Consider the following 18,536-nt stretch of genomic DNA (forward strand, 5'->3'; position numbering starts at 1 on the left):
GAAAAAGGATTGAAAGAAATAGCTTAAATAAACAGTCCGTTCGGCAACTTGCGGACTATAAAGACCTTGGTAATTACCATGTAAGACCTAAGTTAATTAGGCAACGGCGTATCTAGGTAAATCGTAATGTACGATTCTTAGGATTGCGTATTCTTACAAGCTCGTTACTTTAGTGACGAGTAGTTGACGCCACAACTGAATCACCAAATGTTCAAAAGACAACTAAAAACTGGAAAAAATCTTCTACAAAAGTAGAATTTCCAATTTTGATGTATCATTCAATAGCTGCAACTGGTAATTCACTGAATGTTCCCATTGAACAATTCGAAGAGGAAATTTCTTATTTAAAATCTCACGATTATTATTTTTTGAGTCCCCACGAAGCTTATGCTGTTCTAAAAACCAATAAAAAGCCGCATCGAAATATTGTTTGGGTAACGTTAGATGATGGATACAAAAATAACTTTGACGCTCTAAAAAATATTTATAAAAACTATCATGCAAAGGCCACCGTCTTCGACATTATTAACAGTCAGAACGGTGAGAGTTTTTTAAGTCAGTATCAACTCAAACATTTAAAAAACAGTCATATTTCCATTCAAAATCACACATTTCATCACGTTGATCTCGATAAATTAAGCTCACAAAAACAATCTGAAGAAATAAGCACGGGTAAAAACATCCTAGATAAGTTACTACATCAAAAAACTATCGCTGTCGCATATCCGGCCGGACATTACAATCAATTAACTCCTAATTTAGCAGCCAAATCCGGTCATAAATTAGCAGTCACAACTAATGAAGGACTAGCAAGCAAAGATAATGGCCTGCTCTCTTTAAATCGTGTCCGAGTAAATAAAGGTATTACCTTGGATGAATTTCAAAAAATAATTATTAATGGATAATTCACAAGCATAAAACTAGAGTATATTTCATTATCATGGCATAGTATAGATAGATACAAAAGGTATTTGTATCTACCCCCCGTACCAACCTATTACTCAACTGGAAAGAGTCCCTGCCCCAGATACCTGGTAGGAACTTTTTCACTTAGTAGGAGTGATGTCATGCGTAACACGAGGAGAAGATATCAGCTACCAATGTTTTTCTTAATTATTGCTTTGATTCTCCCTTTTGTAGGATTTGAACACACAATGAAACAAGCTACCAGGAAATAATCCTGATAGCTTGTTTTATTTTTTGCGCCAAAACGTGTCACAATCTTTTTTATCTTCAATATTGAATTCAATTACATCCTTAAGTAAATCATAATTGACCTCTTGGTCAAAACCTATTCGGAATATTTCTTTACCATGACTATAACCAGCATCTTCAGCCTTAGTAGCGAATAGTTCCACCCATTTGCCCTCTGGAGCGACTGAAATGTGCTTTTGAGCAACACTGAAACCAATGATAAAAGTCCCATGATCAGTGAACATTGGTTGTCTCCAAGCAAAACGCTTCTTTAAATTAGGAAAATTTTCTTGTACCCAATCAATGATCTCAATCATTCTTTTGCGATGTGATTCATCTTGAATATTTGCTAAAAATTCTTCAAATACATCCATGGCATATTCTCCATATAATTAAATTTTCTTAAGTATATCAGAAATTTAATTTGCATCATATGCTTCTTGATACAATTGAATCAATTCTTCTTTTGTAGCTTTTCGAGGATTGGAAAAAGCATTTCCATCTTTCAAAGCATTCTCAGCCATCATTGGGAAATCTTCGATTTTAGCACCGATTTCCTTGATACTCTTAGGAATACCGACATCGATTGCCATTTGTTTCATTGCTTTGATCGATAACTCTGCAGCATCACGAATTGATAATCCCTCAGTATTCTCGCCCATGATCTCAGCTAATTTGGCGAATCTCTCTGGGCAGGCGATCAAATTGAATTTTTCAACATATGGTAATAATAAGGCACAACATACACCGTGTGGCGCATCGTATTGTCCACCCAACTGATGAGCCATGGCATGAACATAACCCAGATCAGCATTATTGAATGCCATCCCGGCTAACATTTCAGCTTCAACCATCTTTGTTCTAGCTTCGATATTGTGACCATTAGCAACGACTTCACGCAGACTCTCTTCAATCAATTGAATGGATTTCTCACATTGACTGTCAGTAATATCATTACGATTGGTTGAAACATAAGGTTCGATTGCTTGAACAAAAGCATCCATTCCTGTTGCAGCGGTCATACCGCGAGGAACATCTAGCATCAACATTGGATCATTAAATGAAACCAAGGGAATATTGCGCCATGATACAACAACAAATTTTAAATGAGTTTCAGTATTGGTAATAACACAGTGGCGTGTTAATTCGGAACCTGTACCAGCTGTGGTATTGACTGCCATCAGTGGTGGCAATGGATTATCGAGAGTTTCAATTCCCGCTAGCTTAGTAATATCATCACCATTTGTCAAAATAATTCCGGTACCTTTACCAGTATCATGAGCTGATCCACCACCGACAGTAATAATACTGTCACAGCCTTTTTCAATATATAATTTTTTGGCTGCTTGAATATTTCTCACTTTGGGATTAGGTTCTACACCATCATAAACAACAAAATCTACCCCAGCTGTTCTTAATGACTTAGCAGTTTGCTCAAATGGACCATTAGGAAGTTTCTCTAAAAATGTATCTGTTACTATCAATGGACGCTTCATATTCAAAATTTTAGCACGTTCCCCAATCTTCTCAATGACACCAGGGCCGAAGAAATTAACACTTGGCATTAAAAAATCAAAATTTCTCATAATCTCATAACCTTTCGATGACTCTTTTGATGTTTTTAATAATATCATTTATGTAAGCGATTTAGAATACAATGCTTAAATATTGAAAATTTATAGCTATAAAGTGAAAATACCAGAGTTTAGCGCTATATATCATAGTGAGATAAGCATAATTACAGAAATATTATTTTTTAGATTTAAAAATCAATAATTAAATAATATACCGTTGTATTTATGAAAATATAATTATAAATAACAAAAAAATTCAACCTAAAAGATTGAACTTTTCGTATTATTTATCAGAATTAACATTATCAACTCCATCAATGATCTGATAAATATATATATAATCATATTCAGTCGGCGTAACAAATATTGGAACTTCTTCTGAATATGATATGTATCTGTATTTTCTACTATTGAGAAGCGCCAATAATGTTAAGAATACAGTGATCAATGAAATCATCAAACTCAGTCGCTGAATAAAGGTATTAACGTACTGGATCTTGACTGTACCATTGCCTGATAAATAAATATCAGTCAAACCTGATTTGGAGATTTTCGGAACAGTCGACTTACCTGGTCCATAGATTTCCGCCTGATAACCTTTATAGTAAATCAGTGGCAATTCAATCTTTGCTGGCTTCCCAAAAGTATCAAAATTAAATGCAATATACTGACGATTTATCGTTGGATCGGCAATTGAAATATCTGATTTATTATATGCCAGTGTTCTATCCTTATGTTCCAATACTTCCGGATAACTAACCTCACTTGGTAAATACTCGTGACCAGCACCAATATAGTAACTATCAATGGTATTAAAGTTAGCGTACGTCTCTAATTTATTGGATGAATCAGAGACTGTATAACGACCGAGACCAATTGATAATAATAAAACCATTCCTACGAAAGTACATTCAAAAGTTTTATTTTGAAAAATCCGTAAGTCATCATTCGCCAAGAAATATGCGACTATCAGAGAAATAATTGAGAAGAAGCGCCATGGAAATTGAATTACTGCAAAAATAGAATGGTTAAAAAACCTCCAGGGAAAAATATTCGTACAAGCTATAAAAAAGAGTAAGGCAATTAGTGTTAAATCAATATTCTTGTGATTGAACAAATTGTAAAATGAATACACTAATAAACTCAGTAAAATGACCGCACCTATATTTACTGTATCAGCACTAAAAACTTGGTTGGTCAAAGAATTATGCAGTAGTGATTTCAGCGGTAAAATTTCGTTAATAATGTTGATCAAAGGATCTGTAGTCAAAGCATATTTTTGTCCATTCATTTGTTCTAGAATTGGCAAGTAAATACCCGCCGTGATTCCAATAGTCAACCCCGCAGCTTTTACTATTGCCAAAATCTTCTTACCATTCCAAAATGATTTGATATTCAATAGAACATACAGAGCAGAAAAACAAATTATCATAAACAAAGAAATTGTGTGAGCACAACCGATCCCGATCATAGCAAAGGCTAAAACGTACCACTGTTTAAAATTATTATTTTTGAAATTGATCAGTTCTGATAATACCAATGGGAAAAACATCATTCCCATTAGTTCACCAATATCTTGTCTACTGAATAAAGTCTGCAATCTATAAAAATTAAAGGCATATATGAAGGTAAATAATAATGCTCTCGAATTGGAAAACTTCAATCTTTTACCAGCAATGTATCCAATCCATAATGTGAAAAAATTGATCATAATTAATGTGAATAAATACGAAACTGTTGGTGTCGCACCAATTATTCGGAGCAGTGCGGCTGGATATAAAAAGATATCTGGATAAAATAAACTGGAAGCATAACCATAACCACCGATGAAATGGCCGTCAACTTTAGGCCAAAAATTCAAATGTTTGATAGAACCCGCTAACGTTTCAATTCGATCAAGATGATAATGAAAATCACCGGTCGCAAAAATATACCCAAAGTGCCAATCGACCATACCAATCATGAAGACACTAATTATCAAAAATAATATTAAGATTAAATAATTTTTCTTTATCAACTTTTTCATAATTATTCACGCCTTGATTTTTTATCCATTTTCAATGAATTTTAACTATTAAATTACAAGGAAGCGAATAATTAGCCATGAGTAAAATTATTACTATCGCAACAAATGCCTTCATAGCAGCTTTTTAGAAAAAACCTTATACAAAATGTACTATCGTTAATAATATTCAAAAATCGATATTTCTCATGAAATGCCAAACTAATGTTATTCTAGTAAGTAAGAGAAGTCTTACCAAAAAGAGGTCAAAAATGAATTCTACAATTGAAAATATGCTTCAACACGTATCGGTCCGTGATTTTAAAGATCAACCGATCACTCCACAACAAAAAAATGATTTAATTGCTGCTGCTCAACATGGTTCAACTACTGAATTTGTCCAAGCATTCTCAATCATTGAAATTACTGATCCAAAACTACGCAGTAAATTAGCTGACATAACAATTAGTTCGCCTCATGTTAAAAAAGCTGATACGTTTTATGTATTTGTTGCTGATCTTCACCGCCAAGCTAATATTTTGCGTGCCAATCATGAAAGTCTCGACAGTGTTAAGAATATGGAAGCATTACTGCTATCTACTATCGACACAACGATTTCCGCCCAAAATATGGCGGTTGCGGCTGAATCCATGGGCTTGGGAATTTGCTACATTGGCAGTTTACGTAATAATATTGCTCAAGTAGCGGAATTATTGAAATTACCAGACTTCACGATTCCACTGTTTGGTATGACAGTGGGAGTTCCCAAATCAAAGAATCAATTAAAGCCACGTATGTCACCAGCCAATCAAGTTTCAATCAATTCATATGACGAATCACAATTCAACAACTTATCTGAATACGACCAAACTGTCAGAAATTATTATATAAATCGTAAAACTAACCCCGCTAATACATCTTGGACTGAAAAGAACTTAGCCATCTTCAAAGAAGTACATCGTGCAGATGTTGCTGACTTTTTAAAAAAGCAGGGATTCTCATTAAAGTAGTTATAGTACCAAAAAAAGGTCTAGAACAATTAATATGTTCTAGACCTTTTTGATGTATAAACTAAATAATATTAAAGTATAAAACTGCCATAACAATTCCTAAAGTAACAGTAATTTTTGTAAAAACATTAGAAAATGATTCTTTCTTACTTATAGAAATCATTCGCCAACCTGTAAAAGCAATCAGTATCATTAAAATTATCAATGTTAAATTAATAAGCATCCTCATTACTTCCTTATAACATACTAAAAATTCAAGGCAAAATATGGTTCACTGATAGCAATACTTGGAATTGCATCACCATCGCCGTAAGACATATCTACTTCACTAAGTTTGATCCACTCATTATTTGACACGCGTCCCCAAAATACATTCTTACTGTTACGGAATACCTTGCTGACCTTCCATGATGATCCATTTGGTAAAGTTCTTCCCAAAGAATTTGTGGCTGTATCATAAATCTGTTGATTGGATGTTAATGTTACCGTAATAGGATTTTTCACTGGTGTATAAATACGTTTGATCCATTGATTAGTAGCAACACGATAATATCTTGTACTACCGATGACTTTGATTTGATCAACTTTCCAAGATGTTCCTACTGGCAATGTTTGTCCTGTAACAATGCCACTATCATTAACAATCGCTGTTTCATTAGTACCAACTGTTACTGTGCTGTTTACATTTGCGACTTCAACATTGTTATTTGTACTGCTATTTGAACTATTATTTGTAGTCTTGAAAGCAATTGCTAATGCATATTCGTTAGTAGCAACTTTGTAGTAATTATGACCTTGAATACTTACTAGCTTACCCAGTTGCCAAGAGGATCCAGATGGTAATACAACTCCTGTAGCATTGCCATTGGCATCAACAACTTTAACTGTATAACCAAGGGTACCAACTTTGTTAGTCTGAGTATTAGCCGCTGGCGTACTCGGTGTTTGTGGTGACGTCACACCGTCACTCAATGTGGATCCAGAAGCAATAACATATTCACTTCCACTTACTTGGTAATATTTTGCGCCGTTAATTATTACATTAGGATTTAAAACTTTCCAGGCTGAACCAATTGGTAATGTTCTGCCAGTTGCAACTCCATTAATATTATAAACAGTTCCTCCATTTTGTTTGATAGTTACGATTGGATTATCTAACGTCAAATGACTGTCACTATGAATGTAATTTTGAACTTTGCCATCGGGACCAGTAATATCAATTCCGTCTGCTACAACATATTGATTAGTTGCAACTTTATAATACGTAATCCCATTCTTAGTAAATGATGATCCTAACTTCCAAGAAGTAAAATTAGGTAATGAAACACCTTTCAAAAGGTTACCATTACTATCATAAAGAGCGTTTCCTCCACGACGAACGATACCGGTTAAGCCGGTTGTAGCGGCATTAACTGGTACTGACGAATTAGGCATCGATCCAAGAACTGTTGGTGCAATTAAGATTGCTAATGAAGATGCTAAAACTAGTCTCTTCTTATTCATTATTATTTCCCCTTTTATACGACCAAATTATTAATAATCAAAATATTAAATAAATTTTGCCTAAATTAGTACAGAAATCACTCATGTTATGAATACACCCACACTATAACATCAAAATAAATAAGAAATATGGCTTTAAAGATATCTTAAACAATACTTTAAATTCTATTATTTTAGTCACTTACTGATTTCATTTTTTAGATTACTATCTTTTTTATATTAATAATTAACTATTTTATGTTTAAATATCGCAGCATTGAATTCGATCATAAAAAAACTCCTCAGCCTGGATTCATATCCAAACTAAGGAGTTTTTTTATCTTATTATTAAGCCCTATGCCATGCAGCGTAACCAATCGTTGGAAAGAGACTAGTCAATCGGCCAATTTGTTGTGGATCTAATTGGAATTCAATTGCAGGCAACAGTGCATTAACGGCATCTTGTGCCTGATCACTGATCTCTGTAACTCCTAGCAAGTGACCTGATTTATCATGAACTTGCTTACTTTGTGCAATTGGTTCTTTGTCAACTTTGTAATACCAATAATTTGCTAGATCATTTTCGGAAATTTCATAGCCATTTCTTTCAGCCTCTTCGATCGACATTCCCGCTTTGGCAATTCGTGGAGATGTGAAGACAACTGCAGGAATGACAGGCATCTCAATCGGTTTGATTGTTTGACCGGAGAACAACTGCATCAAATATTTTGATTCAAAATACGCTGCTGGTGTAACTTTTGGTAAATCATTAGCGACCACATCTCCAGCTGCATAAATATTCTCAATATTGGTTTGTAGATAGTCATTCGCATAAACACCCTTTTGATCATGTTTAACACCAACATTCTCTAGACCCAAATTATCAACATTTGGAATTCTTCCTGTCGCATCCAAAATCCACTCGGTTTCTAGTGTTTGCTTATCACCATAGAGTATTTGATATCCGTCTTGGTTTTGCTCAAAGGCTTGCACTCTAGCATTTTCGATAAATTTAACACCACGTTTTTTCAAATCAGCCACAACTAATTGAACATATGGTTGATAAAAATCACGTAAAATTTTATCAGAATGCAGCATGACTGTCACATCAGCTCCAGCAGCATTGGCGATTGTTGCAAACTCCATTCCAATATAACCTGATCCAATAATCGTGATATGTTTAAGCAAGTTTTGTAAATTCATGAAGTCTTCACTATCATGTGCATATTCAGTACCCGGAATATCCAAACGATGTGGACGTAAGCCTGTGGCAATGACTATCTTTTCAGCTGTAACTGTTCGGTTGCCATCGATCATAAGAGTATGGTTATCCTTAAACGTTGCATAACCTTTGATAATCGTAGCTCCACCATCTTCTAGGCGTTTAGTTAAATCAGCTGGCAAATCATCGATTATTTCTTGCTTGTGTTCGACATTTTTCGTCCAATCAATTTTTAAATCACCTTTAACGATTCCTTGAAGTCGTTCAGCTGCACGAGTTAATTTAACAGGTTCATCCAACGTGATTTTAGCGTTACAACCGCGATTTGGGCAAGTTCCACCGACTAGTCCACTCTCAACAACACCGACTCTAACGCCAGTCTTGGCTAAAGGTGCCGCCCCGTCAAACGTAGCATGTCCTGCTCCAATATAAAGAACATCGTAATCATACTTTTCAACCATTCTGTTGACCTCCCTAGTTGTTATATATCTAAAGTAAAACATTAAGAAAGTCGTGGCAATTAATTAGAGCTCGTTTGAGAACTACTCGAATACAAATAAAAACGGACCCGACAAAATTGTCAGGTCCATTTATTTGCTCAATTTTCTTTTGAAGTACAACAAGATCAGTAATATCAAACCGATCCTAATTATCTGAATAATCAAATAAGAACTGAAAAAAATCGTGAATAAATGCTCTATTTCAATAACTGTCATATTTCAGAAGAATCCTTCCTTGAGAATGAGTATCCCTCGAAAGAGTTTGCGCTTGAATTACATCCCTATAATCAAACACTTCCTGAATGTAAGAATGCAATTCTCCAGTTGATAACATCTTCAAAAGATTCTGGTAATCACTCGGATAAATATTAGGATGAATAAAACTAAATTGCTTGGAGTTAAAGTTAGTGATTGCTACTGAGATTATTGCACTCGCTGGAAATATATTTGAAACCATCTCCAAAATCCTAATACTTCCGGCCGTATCAATTACTTTAGTTACACTACCAATTTTTTGTAATTGTTGAAAAATATCATCAGTATAATCAACGACCGCATCTGCTCCTAACTGTTCTAGAAATTCAATATTAGAACTGTGACCAACTGCGATTACTTTTGTACTCATTTGTTTCAATAGTTGAATCAAATAAGTACCAATTCCGCCTGATGCTCCAGTTAATAATACAACATCACTTGATTTAATATGGGTTCTGTTAATAATCCCTAGTGCAGCATCTGCTCCTCCAATTATTGTAGCGGCATCTTTTAGTTCCACGTTTTCTGGAACTGGAAACAACAGCGGTGGAATTCGTGAATCAATCAGCGTACTTGCCGACCCACTCATCGAAGCCCCGATAACCTTTTTCCCAACTAGATCACTATTTCTCAAGCCACCGACTTTTTCAACTATTCCAGCAAAACCATAACCGATAACAATTGGTAATTGCACTGGCCTTATTTGTTGCAATTCACCAGTTTCAGTGCGCCAGTCATATGGCAAAACCGGTGTATACTTCGTCCTCACCAAAGTTGACAATGGGCTGATACTTGGATCAGATACTTCTCGAATTTTTAAATCTGAAATTCCATTATATGTATCCTGAATGATTGCTTGCATCTTTTCCTCCTTTAAGGTTTAAAGAAAATATAGCAAGTTTCATTCAATCAAGATAATAAGAGTTCTTATATAATTTAAGAATCAATAAACTTTAATTGTCCTGTAAAGTTGCAGCAATGTCGACTTCACGAATATTAACCTCTTGCGGCATCTCATACATAAACTTGACTGTTTCAGCGACATGCTTAGGATCCAGAGTGATTCCACCCATCGATTGCTTCCAGTCTTCATATTCACTTAAAGCATGGTCATCCGTAACGTGAGTCAGCAGTTCTGTTTCAGCTGCACCAGGAGCAACTAGCATAACGCGAACGTTCTCACCAGCGACTTCTTGACGAACAGTTTCACTCAAACCGTGAACCCCAAACTTGCTTGCTACATAGGCAGCGTGATTTTGAAAAGCCTTGAAACCTGCAATCGATGAAATATTGATAATTGTCCCATGATGATTCTTCTTCATTTCAGGCAACACAATTTGCATCCCATTTAACACGCCCATAACATTAGTATCAAGCATCGTTTGCCATTCTTTAGAAGATTGTTTCCAAACATTGCCTAGTAACATCACACCAGCATTGTTAACAAGTAAATCAGTAGCACCATATTTTGCTTCAGCTTCGGCAATTGCATTGGACAATTCTGATCGATCAGTAACATCAGCGTGGCGAACCATCACTTCACCAGTCAAATTCAAAGCTTCGATCTTTTCCGTACGACGACCTAACAACAATAATGGATAACCATTCTCATTAAATAACCGAGCCATAGCAGCGCCAAAACCAGAACTAGCACCAGTAATAACTATTAATTTTTTCATATTATCTATAAATCCCTCTCCTATTTGATTTCAACGATTTCTTATTATAGACTGAGATAGCAAATTTAAAAGTACGCACTTTTTGGTTACCAGAGAGTGAAAGAAACCGGGAACTCCTGAGCATTACCTAGATTAGTGAATTTGCCACGGAGTGGTGAAGTCACTAATCGTAGTAAGCGCAGGGAGTTGGTTTCTGCAACTCGTTTTAGATAAAAGGAACCGGGAAATAGGAGAAATAAGATGTACGTAAATGAATTCGATGCAACTATGCAATTGATCCGAGGAAAATGGAAAATACGGCTACTATACCAGCTAAATGGTAACGAACATTCCAGATTCAATACTTTGGAACGGAACATGAAACCAATCACTCACAAGATCCTAGCTGAGCAGATCCAACAAATGATTACTGACGGGCTAGTTGAACGTCACGATTTCCACGAACAACCTCTCCATGTAGAATATAGTCTCACCAAAAAAGGCCAATCCTTAATACCAGTCGTTGATGTTATCTGTGACTGGGGATTGGCCAATATTGATCCTAAAGAATTAAAAGAAACTCTCTGCAATTAATCAAAAACAGTCTGCCAAGTTTCACTATGATGACACTCAAATGCCATCTTCAAATCTTCAGGTAAATTACGGTTTAAGGACAAATTAAGTTTTAAAGCTTCATCCAATGTAAAGTATTCAGCATCGTCTGTTTCAGAATTATCGACATCAGTTAATTTGTTGTTATCTGGTACGCATTCAATAATATTCTTATAAATATAACTCAAATTTTTCTTAGCATAATCATGCTTTTGCATATCTCTGACCGCAATCAACTGTTTAGGCGTAACATGAATGCCGGCTTCCTCACGAGTTTCTTTAACTGCAATTTCACCGATCGAATAACCAATATCGGCCCAGCCACCAGGAATAGACCAAGTATTGCCACGCTTCTCATTAACTAGTAAGATTTTATCTTCAGTATTAAAAGTAACAGCACGCACGTCAACTTTTGGTGTAACGTATCCATTATCTGAATCAAAGAATATATCTAACTGTTTGGCATTAGCGCCAGTGTATTTGGCCGTTAATTTCTTAGCCACATCTTCCAGTTGTTCGTAACGTTCCATATCAAAAACATCTTTGGTGTAATGCTTACCAGATTGTGCGATTGCTTGTAATTGTTGAATCAATAATTCCAAATTATCCATACTGAACTCCTTACATTGGTTAAATAACGTTTCATATTCATAGTATCATAATATATTTCATAAATTACTAGCCATATATGTATTCAAATAAAAAAACGTCACCGAATAAATTTCGGTGGCGTTTTGCATATATTCAAATGTTAGTAGATCGCGTAGTTAACTCCTTTAGCAAGGTAATTGATTTTTTCTTCATAATCCTTGCCTTCATCCATTTGTCGTAGTGTTCGTGTAACTTGTGAATCATCTTTTAATCGGCCAAATAGATAATTGTATGAGTAATTTTTGTCTAATAAATTATAAGTCCTCAATACTAAGTTCTTAGTATAATCATCACGATCAAGATCCTTATATTTATTAATGTCCGTGTATAATTCTGATAAAATTTTCTTTGCTTCTGTATCATCTGTCATTTTCATAAATATACACCTGCTTTATATTTTTTTACTGTCCGTCAAACACATCATTAGCTGAAAGTGCGGTAGTGTACTTCTTGTCTATTTCCTCAATTTGTTCATAGAAGTTCTCGCCCTCACCGGTTAACTTGAAATCTTCGAACAATGATAGTCGACCCAAGTACGATTCCAGTGATATCAACGTTCTATCACTCATATCGTTGGAATTATCTAATTCTCTATAGACATTCAATATGGCCTTACCGGCAAGTTTATTGCTTTCTAATGACATGTCAAGAGTTTCGTACAATTTTGAAAGAATTAGTTTCAATTCTTCCAAATTTTCTAACTTCAATGGGCTTCACTCTCCGTCCCTCTAAGATTTATAGCAAATCATACAACATAGCAAATTCTATGTCTATTTATATGATACCGCTTCCACAAAAATACTTAAATAGAGCATTATACTTTCCTTAAATAATTTTGTGTGGCATTATTTTAGTCAAAAGATAAAGAAAATGAGTGGATAAAATGAATAATTTGGGTACGGTTCTTAAAGAAAAAAGATTATCATTAAAAATGTCACAAAAAGAAGTTGCTGATGGAATTTGCACACAACCGATGATATCTTCCATTGAAAAGAATAAATACATTCCTAATTCTCAAATATTAATTTCTATTTGCAAAAAGCTGAAGATAAATCTGAATATACTCAATTTAGATGATAACTATCAAATTAGCTCGGTTGAGAAATTCAACAAAAAGGTCGGTCTTTATTGTAATAACCACGAATATCAAAAGCTAAAAAAGTTTTTACTTCAGGAATCAACTGTCAGCATGATTGAAAATGATCAGCAAACTCAAGCATACTACTACTACCTCGGAGTTTGTCACCTACAAGCTGACAAAGATCTTAAAGCAGCTAAAATGGACTTACAAATGGCTATGTCAAAGATCGACAATCAAAGAGAATTAACAACTCTCGACAGATTGACACTGATATCTATGTCTTTGATCTTCGCTAATAAAAATATTGAGTATGAATCAAAAAAATACCTCAAGTTAGCTTTTACAGATCTCGACAAATCACAATTTGAGACAAATCAAATTGCGTTATTTTATCTAGCAGCATACACAAATATTTTATTAGGTGAGAATATCGATGCAACTAACTGGATAGTTCAAGGGATTGAATTCGCATCTGCTCACGACTCACATTATATGCTTGGAAATATGTATTATTTATTGGCAAGATTAGCAAGCAATGCTCATAAAAATGGTATTGCTAATATTTATCAAAGTAGAGCTAATATCTTCGTTGAATTATTCAACGAGAAGATTTTTAAATCATATTGATCGATAACAAAAAAATATCTTTGGGAAATGTAATATTTCTCAAAGATATTTTTTTGCTTAATTATTTCGATTGTATGCCCAAACCGTCAATGGAGCAAAAACAATTACAATTGCCACTCCAAAAATCAAAACTAATAAAGCATCATATGTCAGTCTACCTGTCGACAATATTTGTCTAATAGCTGTAATTACATAAGTTATTGGGTTCATATAAGCAATTACCTGCATCGTTTTCGAAAGTGTCTTTATGGGTATGAAGGCATTGGAAAGGAATGACAAAGTCAGCATTATCATTAAAGAAAAGCTCTCAACAGTTGTAGCATTTTTGGCTAGCAATCCTAACAGTGCGAAGATCCATGATAATGACCAGCCGATAAAAATGGCTAATAGAGCACTAACAACAATTCCTCCTAAACCAGAAGCCGGACGCCATCCCATCGCGTATCCGGTAGCCAATGAAGTAATAGCGGCAACAGTCAAACGCAGTACATCAGCAAATAATTGCCCTGCTAATGGTGCAATGTGTGATATTGGAAGTGACTTGAAACGGTCAAAGACTCCTGAATCTAAGTCTTCTCTAATCTGTGAACCTGAACCCGATGCCGCGGAAAGCATCGTCTGAATCAAAATACCAGGGACGATTATTGGTAAGTAATTTTTAACATTACCAGAAATAGCTCCCCCAAATAAATAACCGAACATCAACATGAACATAATTGGTTGAATAATAACATCCATAAATCTATCCGGATTATGAATTGTCTTAAGTAAATTTCGAAATGCCATTGTTGCTGTATTCATAAATAAATTGCCGCGATGTGTTTGTAAATCCATAATCAAAGATCTCTTTTCTTTTAATTTTTACCAACAGTCAAATTCATAAAGACATCATCCAATGATGGCTCTTGAATTGTTAAATTACTGATTGTGATTTTGGCCTGTTCAATAGCAACCAATAATGGTGTCAACTGCTCAATATTCTTTAAGTTGATTTCAAATTGTTGTCCCACTCGTTGTATAGCACTAGTTACGCTTGATTGAATTATTTTCGTTACCGATAAAATCTGACTATCATCATTAATTGCAAATTTCAATTTTATACCGCCAATTTGCTGTTTCAATTCTTCTGGTGTACCTATCTTTATCAATTTACCGTGATCGATCACAGCCACCCTGTCAGCCAATTGATCAGCTTCATCAAGATATTGTGTCGTCAATAAAATCGTTGAACCGTTATCAACCAGCTTTCTAATTGTTTGCCACATTTGAGTTCTCGTCCGCGGATCTAATCCAGTGGTTGGTTCGTCCAAAAAAATCAATGCTGGTTGACTGATCAAACTAACAGCTAGATCCAAACGTCGACGCATCCCTCCAGAAAAATCTTTCAATGGTTTGTCAGCTGAATTCACTAATGAGAATTCTTTCAATAGTTCTTCTGTTCGACGCTTGGCATCCGAGTGTGATAAGCCGTTGAGTCGGGAAAAAATCATTAAATTCTCTCTAGCGGAAATATCTTCGTCCACTGATGCATATTGACCAGTTAATCCAAACATTGATTTAGCTAGTTTACCTTCGGTGGCAGTATCGTGACCAAAAATTTTGACACTGCCGCTATCAATTTTTAATAAAGTCGTCATCATTCGCAATGTAGTAGTTTTACCGGCACCATTGGGCCCCAGTAAGCCAAAGATCTCACCTTTTTTAACATTAAAGGAAAGATCATCAACGACTGTTTTGTTATTAAATCTTTTTGTTAAATGATTAACTTCGATTGCATTATTTGTTGTCATTGTTTGTTACCTCGATATTTAATATTAATCAGGTTCCCTGACTAAAGCCAATTGTAAGGGTACCTGATTAATATTGCAAGTATTTTATTCAGGTATCCTGACTATCATTTTTTTAATCATTCAGTATAATAGTTTTTGGAGGTTCAAACCTATGTCAAATTTAATGAAGCAAAAAAATACTACTGGTAAATTATTAGAATTCGATATGGTGCGGCATATCGTTGAGAACAAAGTCCGTAAGAGTTCCAATAATGGTAGACACAACTCCATCTATCAAGGTCAGGGAAAAATTCTACTAGCGTTGTCGCAATCCGATGGTCTATCTCAAAAAGAATTATCTACAAGACTAGATTTAACAGCTCAATCAACGGCTGAATTCGTAAATAAACTAGTTAAGAAGCAACTGGTTACTAAGGAGAAATCAACAAGTGACCGTCGAGTAGTAATTATTCGTCTAACTGATCAAGGACGGCAAGTCATTGAAAAAGAAACGGCCAAGGTACCGGATTATTTGAGTACTCTAACTGATGATGAACTTGACCAGCTTGCCAATATCCTAACTAAGATCAACACCAATCTTTATTCTGAAATAAACGATTCCGAACATTCCAATCTATTAAACAAGTCGCAACAAGCTATTAAAGATACTTTTCGTGATTGGTTTCTTTAAGGTTTGTGATTAGGTGCTGATGGATGCCGCCAACGATGGTCAACAATTCCATCTGCCGTCGGACCGGTCTCAAACTACGTTTTCGACCTCGCTTTGAAGCCTGTAGTCTTCAAAGTCGTCCAGTTTACTAAGCGATAAATCGCTAAGTAAACTATTACGGCTGATTCCATTGTTGACCGTCGTTGGCTAAATTTGTACTACTTTTAAATTAGGATTTGTCTTATTATAGCTGTAAATAGCTATCTTTTTATATCTCTAATAACAAAAAAATATTAAGCTTAGAGGCGTAGAAGTTACCTGACGGGGTGTTCCTATGCCTCTATTACTTTATAGTGGTAGTAAAGACAGGCCGTGGGCTCATTAAGTCCTTGAGACCGTACAAAAAAAGACATCGTGTAACGGCAAAACTGTCGCAATACGATGTCTTTTACTAACTATTAAATTTAGCTGGAGGTCAGCAGTAATGGAATCAGTGGCGATTGTGGTGTTAATGCGGGCGGTTTTACCACATTTACAGCACGGACGTCTTGACTGATTTGCGATTTGTGCAAAGCAGCCAAGCGAAGTTCGAGACCGCTTTTTGGCTCGGACTGGTCCCGCCACAGATGGAATTACTGCTGACCGGAAGCGATTCTCAATATTACAACCACACAACTAAAATAAATGTTCAACCAACCAATCAGCAACTAAATTAATTACTTCTGGTTGATACCATTCAACGGTCGCATGATCAGCGCCCTCAATCGTGACTCGATCAACTGGTACATCATTTTTCTTCAAGCGTGCTTCCATCTCTTCTGCTTGATACGGCGAAACTACCGTATCAGAATCACCGTGCATCAATAGAAATGGTGCCAAGCCTTTCTTTACATGATCGATAGGACTGGCAAATTTAGCATTCTCTTCTACATCAGTAATAGCATTAGCTGTATCTTCACCGAAGGAAACGCCGTTTACTAATAATGCCTCAGTTGAAGTTGTGGAAGCATGAAAATCAGTGTTCAAGCCCTTACCGATCGTCAATAGATCAGAAATTCCATAGAGTGAAACGACTGCCGATACGGTTGTATCAACTACTTCACCTGTGTCAGGCATGAATTCACTTTTTTCAGCAGTAGTTCCTAAAAATTGAGCTAAATAGCCACCGGCTGAATCGCCCAATACTGCGATTCTAGTTGGATCTACTCCGTATTTTTTAGCATTACGTCTTAAATATCCCAATGCATTCTTACCATCATTCAAAATAGCCGGGAAGACATTCGGAACTGCACGATATTCAGCAGCCGCAACGACAATACCGCGTTGAGCAATGGCAGTTCTCATTTGCACGAATTTATGATAATTAGCTGATGTGAAACCTCCACCTGGAAAATAAATAACTGCTGGTTTTGGTTTATCGATCTCAGGTACTAACAATGACATCCGCATCTCACGTACGGTATCATTTTCTTTTATTTGTGAATATCCAATATCATGATATTCATTTACCTTGGGTACTGTAATATTTACTTTCATCTAATCTACCCTTCCTCAATATTCTTTGTTTTAAAATTATGCTTCAAACTTGGCCAAATCAACTTATCTGATTCAGCAATCAATATACCATTTAATAAAATTGAAAATAGCGTACCCACATTAACCGCATAAATGTGATGAGTTGCGATCAATGAAACAACGACAATAATTGTTGGAGGTACAAAGTCAATAATCTGCGCTGCGGTTGAATTACCCTTCAAATATAAAAATCGTAAAATATTAGTCGTATCATCATTAGGATGCATAACGATATTTGCACGTTGATAAAGGGAAATTGCGATACAGAAACAGACAACACCAGAAAATGAAATTAAAGTTCTAACTACCATTGGTAGATGTTGCACCCCTACCATGGTTAATAAATTAGTAAAAATATCAACAAAATAACTAAAGAACAGGATATACAAAACTTCAGCTACGAAACGCTTGATATCCAGCCTTTTTATCAAGATCAAATTTGTCAGTGCATTGGTAACGCCGAAGACAAACAACATTACACCAACATTAACGCCTAGCCACATATTCAAATTGACTGCGGCTGCAGTCCAAATTCCACTTCCCATATTGGAAGTAATACACAATCCATTCCCGAAAGAATTCAGAATTAAGCCTATAACTAAGGCAATGATTCTAGTCTGTAATGAATTTTTAATAAATCTCACTCCTTCTATT

The 18,536-nt window shown here is 35.4% G+C and carries 19 protein-coding genes; 5 read left to right on the forward strand and 14 right to left on the reverse strand.

Translation table 11 applies throughout. The features are described 5' to 3' along the window. Nucleotides 1-269 precede the first annotated feature (269 nt). Nucleotides 270-905 (forward strand): polysaccharide deacetylase family protein, encoded by a 636-nt coding sequence (locus U8519_RS08480; RefSeq protein WP_334329896.1) that lies wholly within the window; start codon nucleotides 270-272, stop codon nucleotides 903-905. 288 nt (nucleotides 906-1,193) lie between these two features. Here U8519_RS08480 and U8519_RS08485 read toward each other — a convergent pair whose 3' ends face one another. The 3 genes from U8519_RS08485 to U8519_RS08495 all read right to left on the reverse strand — a co-directional run bounded on the left by U8519_RS08485 (nucleotide 1,194) and on the right by U8519_RS08495 (nucleotide 4,794). After that, nucleotides 1,194-1,568: an iron chaperone gene (locus U8519_RS08485; protein ID WP_334329897.1), complete on the reverse strand. Its 375-nt coding sequence runs from the start codon at nucleotides 1,566-1,568 to the stop codon at nucleotides 1,194-1,196. Between the two features lie 45 nt (nucleotides 1,569-1,613). Continuing rightward, the gene (locus U8519_RS08490) at nucleotides 1,614-2,783 is read right to left on the reverse strand and encodes an iron-containing alcohol dehydrogenase (protein ID WP_334330122.1); all 1,170 of its coding nucleotides are present in this window, start codon (nucleotides 2,781-2,783) and stop codon (nucleotides 1,614-1,616) included. A gap of 268 nt (nucleotides 2,784-3,051) precedes the next feature. Continuing rightward, on the reverse strand, nucleotides 3,052-4,794 hold the full coding sequence (locus tag U8519_RS08495; protein WP_334329898.1) for a hypothetical protein: 1,743 nt from the start codon (nucleotides 4,792-4,794) through the stop codon (nucleotides 3,052-3,054). Nucleotides 4,795-5,042: 248 nt separating this feature from the next. Between U8519_RS08495 and nfsA the strand changes: the two genes are divergently transcribed. Further along, nucleotides 5,043-5,780, forward strand: a complete 738-nt coding sequence (gene nfsA, locus U8519_RS08500; RefSeq protein WP_334329899.1) for an oxygen-insensitive NADPH nitroreductase — start codon at nucleotides 5,043-5,045, stop codon at nucleotides 5,778-5,780. Nucleotides 5,781-6,026: 246 nt separating this feature from the next. On the opposite strand, the gene U8519_RS08505 is transcribed toward nfsA, so the two are convergent. From U8519_RS08505 to U8519_RS08520, 4 genes are all read right to left on the reverse strand, one after another. Continuing rightward, on the reverse strand, nucleotides 6,027-7,283 hold the full coding sequence (locus tag U8519_RS08505) for an SLAP domain-containing protein (protein ID WP_334329900.1): 1,257 nt from the start codon (nucleotides 7,281-7,283) through the stop codon (nucleotides 6,027-6,029). Nucleotides 7,284-7,610: 327 nt separating this feature from the next. Further along, nucleotides 7,611-8,945 carry a dihydrolipoyl dehydrogenase family protein gene (locus U8519_RS08510; protein ID WP_334329901.1) on the reverse strand — a complete coding sequence of 445 codons (1,335 nt, stop codon included), beginning with the start codon at nucleotides 8,943-8,945 and terminating at the stop codon, nucleotides 7,611-7,613. A 241-nt stretch (nucleotides 8,946-9,186) separates the two neighbouring features. Further along, nucleotides 9,187-10,101, reverse strand: coding sequence for a quinone oxidoreductase family protein (locus tag U8519_RS08515; protein ID WP_334329902.1), 915 nt, complete (start codon nucleotides 10,099-10,101; stop codon nucleotides 9,187-9,189). A 91-nt stretch (nucleotides 10,102-10,192) separates the two neighbouring features. Then, nucleotides 10,193-10,918 (reverse strand): SDR family oxidoreductase, encoded by a 726-nt coding sequence (locus tag U8519_RS08520; protein ID WP_334329903.1) that lies wholly within the window; start codon nucleotides 10,916-10,918, stop codon nucleotides 10,193-10,195. A 240-nt stretch (nucleotides 10,919-11,158) separates the two neighbouring features. Here U8519_RS08520 and U8519_RS08525 point away from each other — a divergent pair, with 240 nt between their 5' ends. Then, nucleotides 11,159-11,491, forward strand: a complete 333-nt coding sequence (locus tag U8519_RS08525; RefSeq protein ID WP_334329904.1) for a winged helix-turn-helix transcriptional regulator — start codon at nucleotides 11,159-11,161, stop codon at nucleotides 11,489-11,491. On the opposite strand, the gene U8519_RS08530 is transcribed toward U8519_RS08525, so the two are convergent. The 3 genes from U8519_RS08530 to U8519_RS08540 all read right to left on the reverse strand — a co-directional run bounded on the left by U8519_RS08530 (nucleotide 11,488) and on the right by U8519_RS08540 (nucleotide 12,867). After that, nucleotides 11,488-12,120 carry an NUDIX hydrolase gene (locus U8519_RS08530; RefSeq protein ID WP_334329905.1) on the reverse strand — a complete coding sequence of 211 codons (633 nt, stop codon included), beginning with the start codon at nucleotides 12,118-12,120 and terminating at the stop codon, nucleotides 11,488-11,490. The two genes, U8519_RS08525 and U8519_RS08530, sit on opposite strands and share 4 nt — an antisense overlap. A 140-nt stretch (nucleotides 12,121-12,260) precedes the next feature. After that, nucleotides 12,261-12,536 (reverse strand): hypothetical protein, encoded by a 276-nt coding sequence (locus U8519_RS08535; RefSeq protein ID WP_334329906.1) that lies wholly within the window; start codon nucleotides 12,534-12,536, stop codon nucleotides 12,261-12,263. Between the two features lie 25 nt (nucleotides 12,537-12,561). Further along, entirely contained in the window at nucleotides 12,562-12,867 is a 306-nt protein-coding gene (locus U8519_RS08540; RefSeq protein WP_334329907.1) for a bacteriocin immunity protein, read from the reverse strand. A 176-nt stretch (nucleotides 12,868-13,043) separates the two neighbouring features. On the opposite strand from U8519_RS08540, the gene U8519_RS08545 reads away from it, so the two are divergent. Continuing rightward, on the forward strand, nucleotides 13,044-13,868 hold the full coding sequence (locus tag U8519_RS08545; RefSeq protein ID WP_334329908.1) for a helix-turn-helix domain-containing protein: 825 nt from the start codon (nucleotides 13,044-13,046) through the stop codon (nucleotides 13,866-13,868). 57 nt (nucleotides 13,869-13,925) lie between these two features. Here U8519_RS08545 and U8519_RS08550 read toward each other — a convergent pair whose 3' ends face one another. Further along, nucleotides 13,926-14,702 (reverse strand): ABC transporter permease, encoded by a 777-nt coding sequence (locus U8519_RS08550; protein ID WP_334329909.1) that lies wholly within the window; start codon nucleotides 14,700-14,702, stop codon nucleotides 13,926-13,928. A 20-nt stretch (nucleotides 14,703-14,722) separates the two neighbouring features. Beyond that, nucleotides 14,723-15,658 (reverse strand): ATP-binding cassette domain-containing protein, encoded by a 936-nt coding sequence (locus U8519_RS08555; protein WP_334329910.1) that lies wholly within the window; start codon nucleotides 15,656-15,658, stop codon nucleotides 14,723-14,725. A gap of 151 nt (nucleotides 15,659-15,809) precedes the next feature. On the opposite strand from U8519_RS08555, the gene U8519_RS08560 reads away from it, so the two are divergent. Next, a complete protein-coding gene (locus tag U8519_RS08560) occupies nucleotides 15,810-16,328 on the forward strand; it encodes a MarR family winged helix-turn-helix transcriptional regulator (protein ID WP_334329911.1) in 519 nt (172 codons plus the stop codon). A 654-nt stretch (nucleotides 16,329-16,982) separates the two neighbouring features. Here the strand turns inward: U8519_RS08560 and U8519_RS08565 are convergent. Both U8519_RS08565 and U8519_RS08570 read right to left on the reverse strand, forming a co-directional pair. Further along, nucleotides 16,983-17,843, reverse strand: coding sequence for an alpha/beta hydrolase (locus U8519_RS08565; RefSeq protein ID WP_334329912.1), 861 nt, complete (start codon nucleotides 17,841-17,843; stop codon nucleotides 16,983-16,985). 5 nt (nucleotides 17,844-17,848) lie between these two features. Further along, the gene (locus U8519_RS08570; RefSeq protein ID WP_334330123.1) at nucleotides 17,849-18,427 is read right to left on the reverse strand and encodes a hypothetical protein; all 579 of its coding nucleotides are present in this window, start codon (nucleotides 18,425-18,427) and stop codon (nucleotides 17,849-17,851) included. Nucleotides 18,428-18,536 lie beyond the last annotated feature (109 nt).

It is taken from the genome of Companilactobacillus sp. HBUAS59699 (genome assembly GCF_036913575.1).
In the GTDB taxonomy this organism is placed as follows: domain Bacteria; phylum Bacillota; class Bacilli; order Lactobacillales; family Lactobacillaceae; genus Companilactobacillus.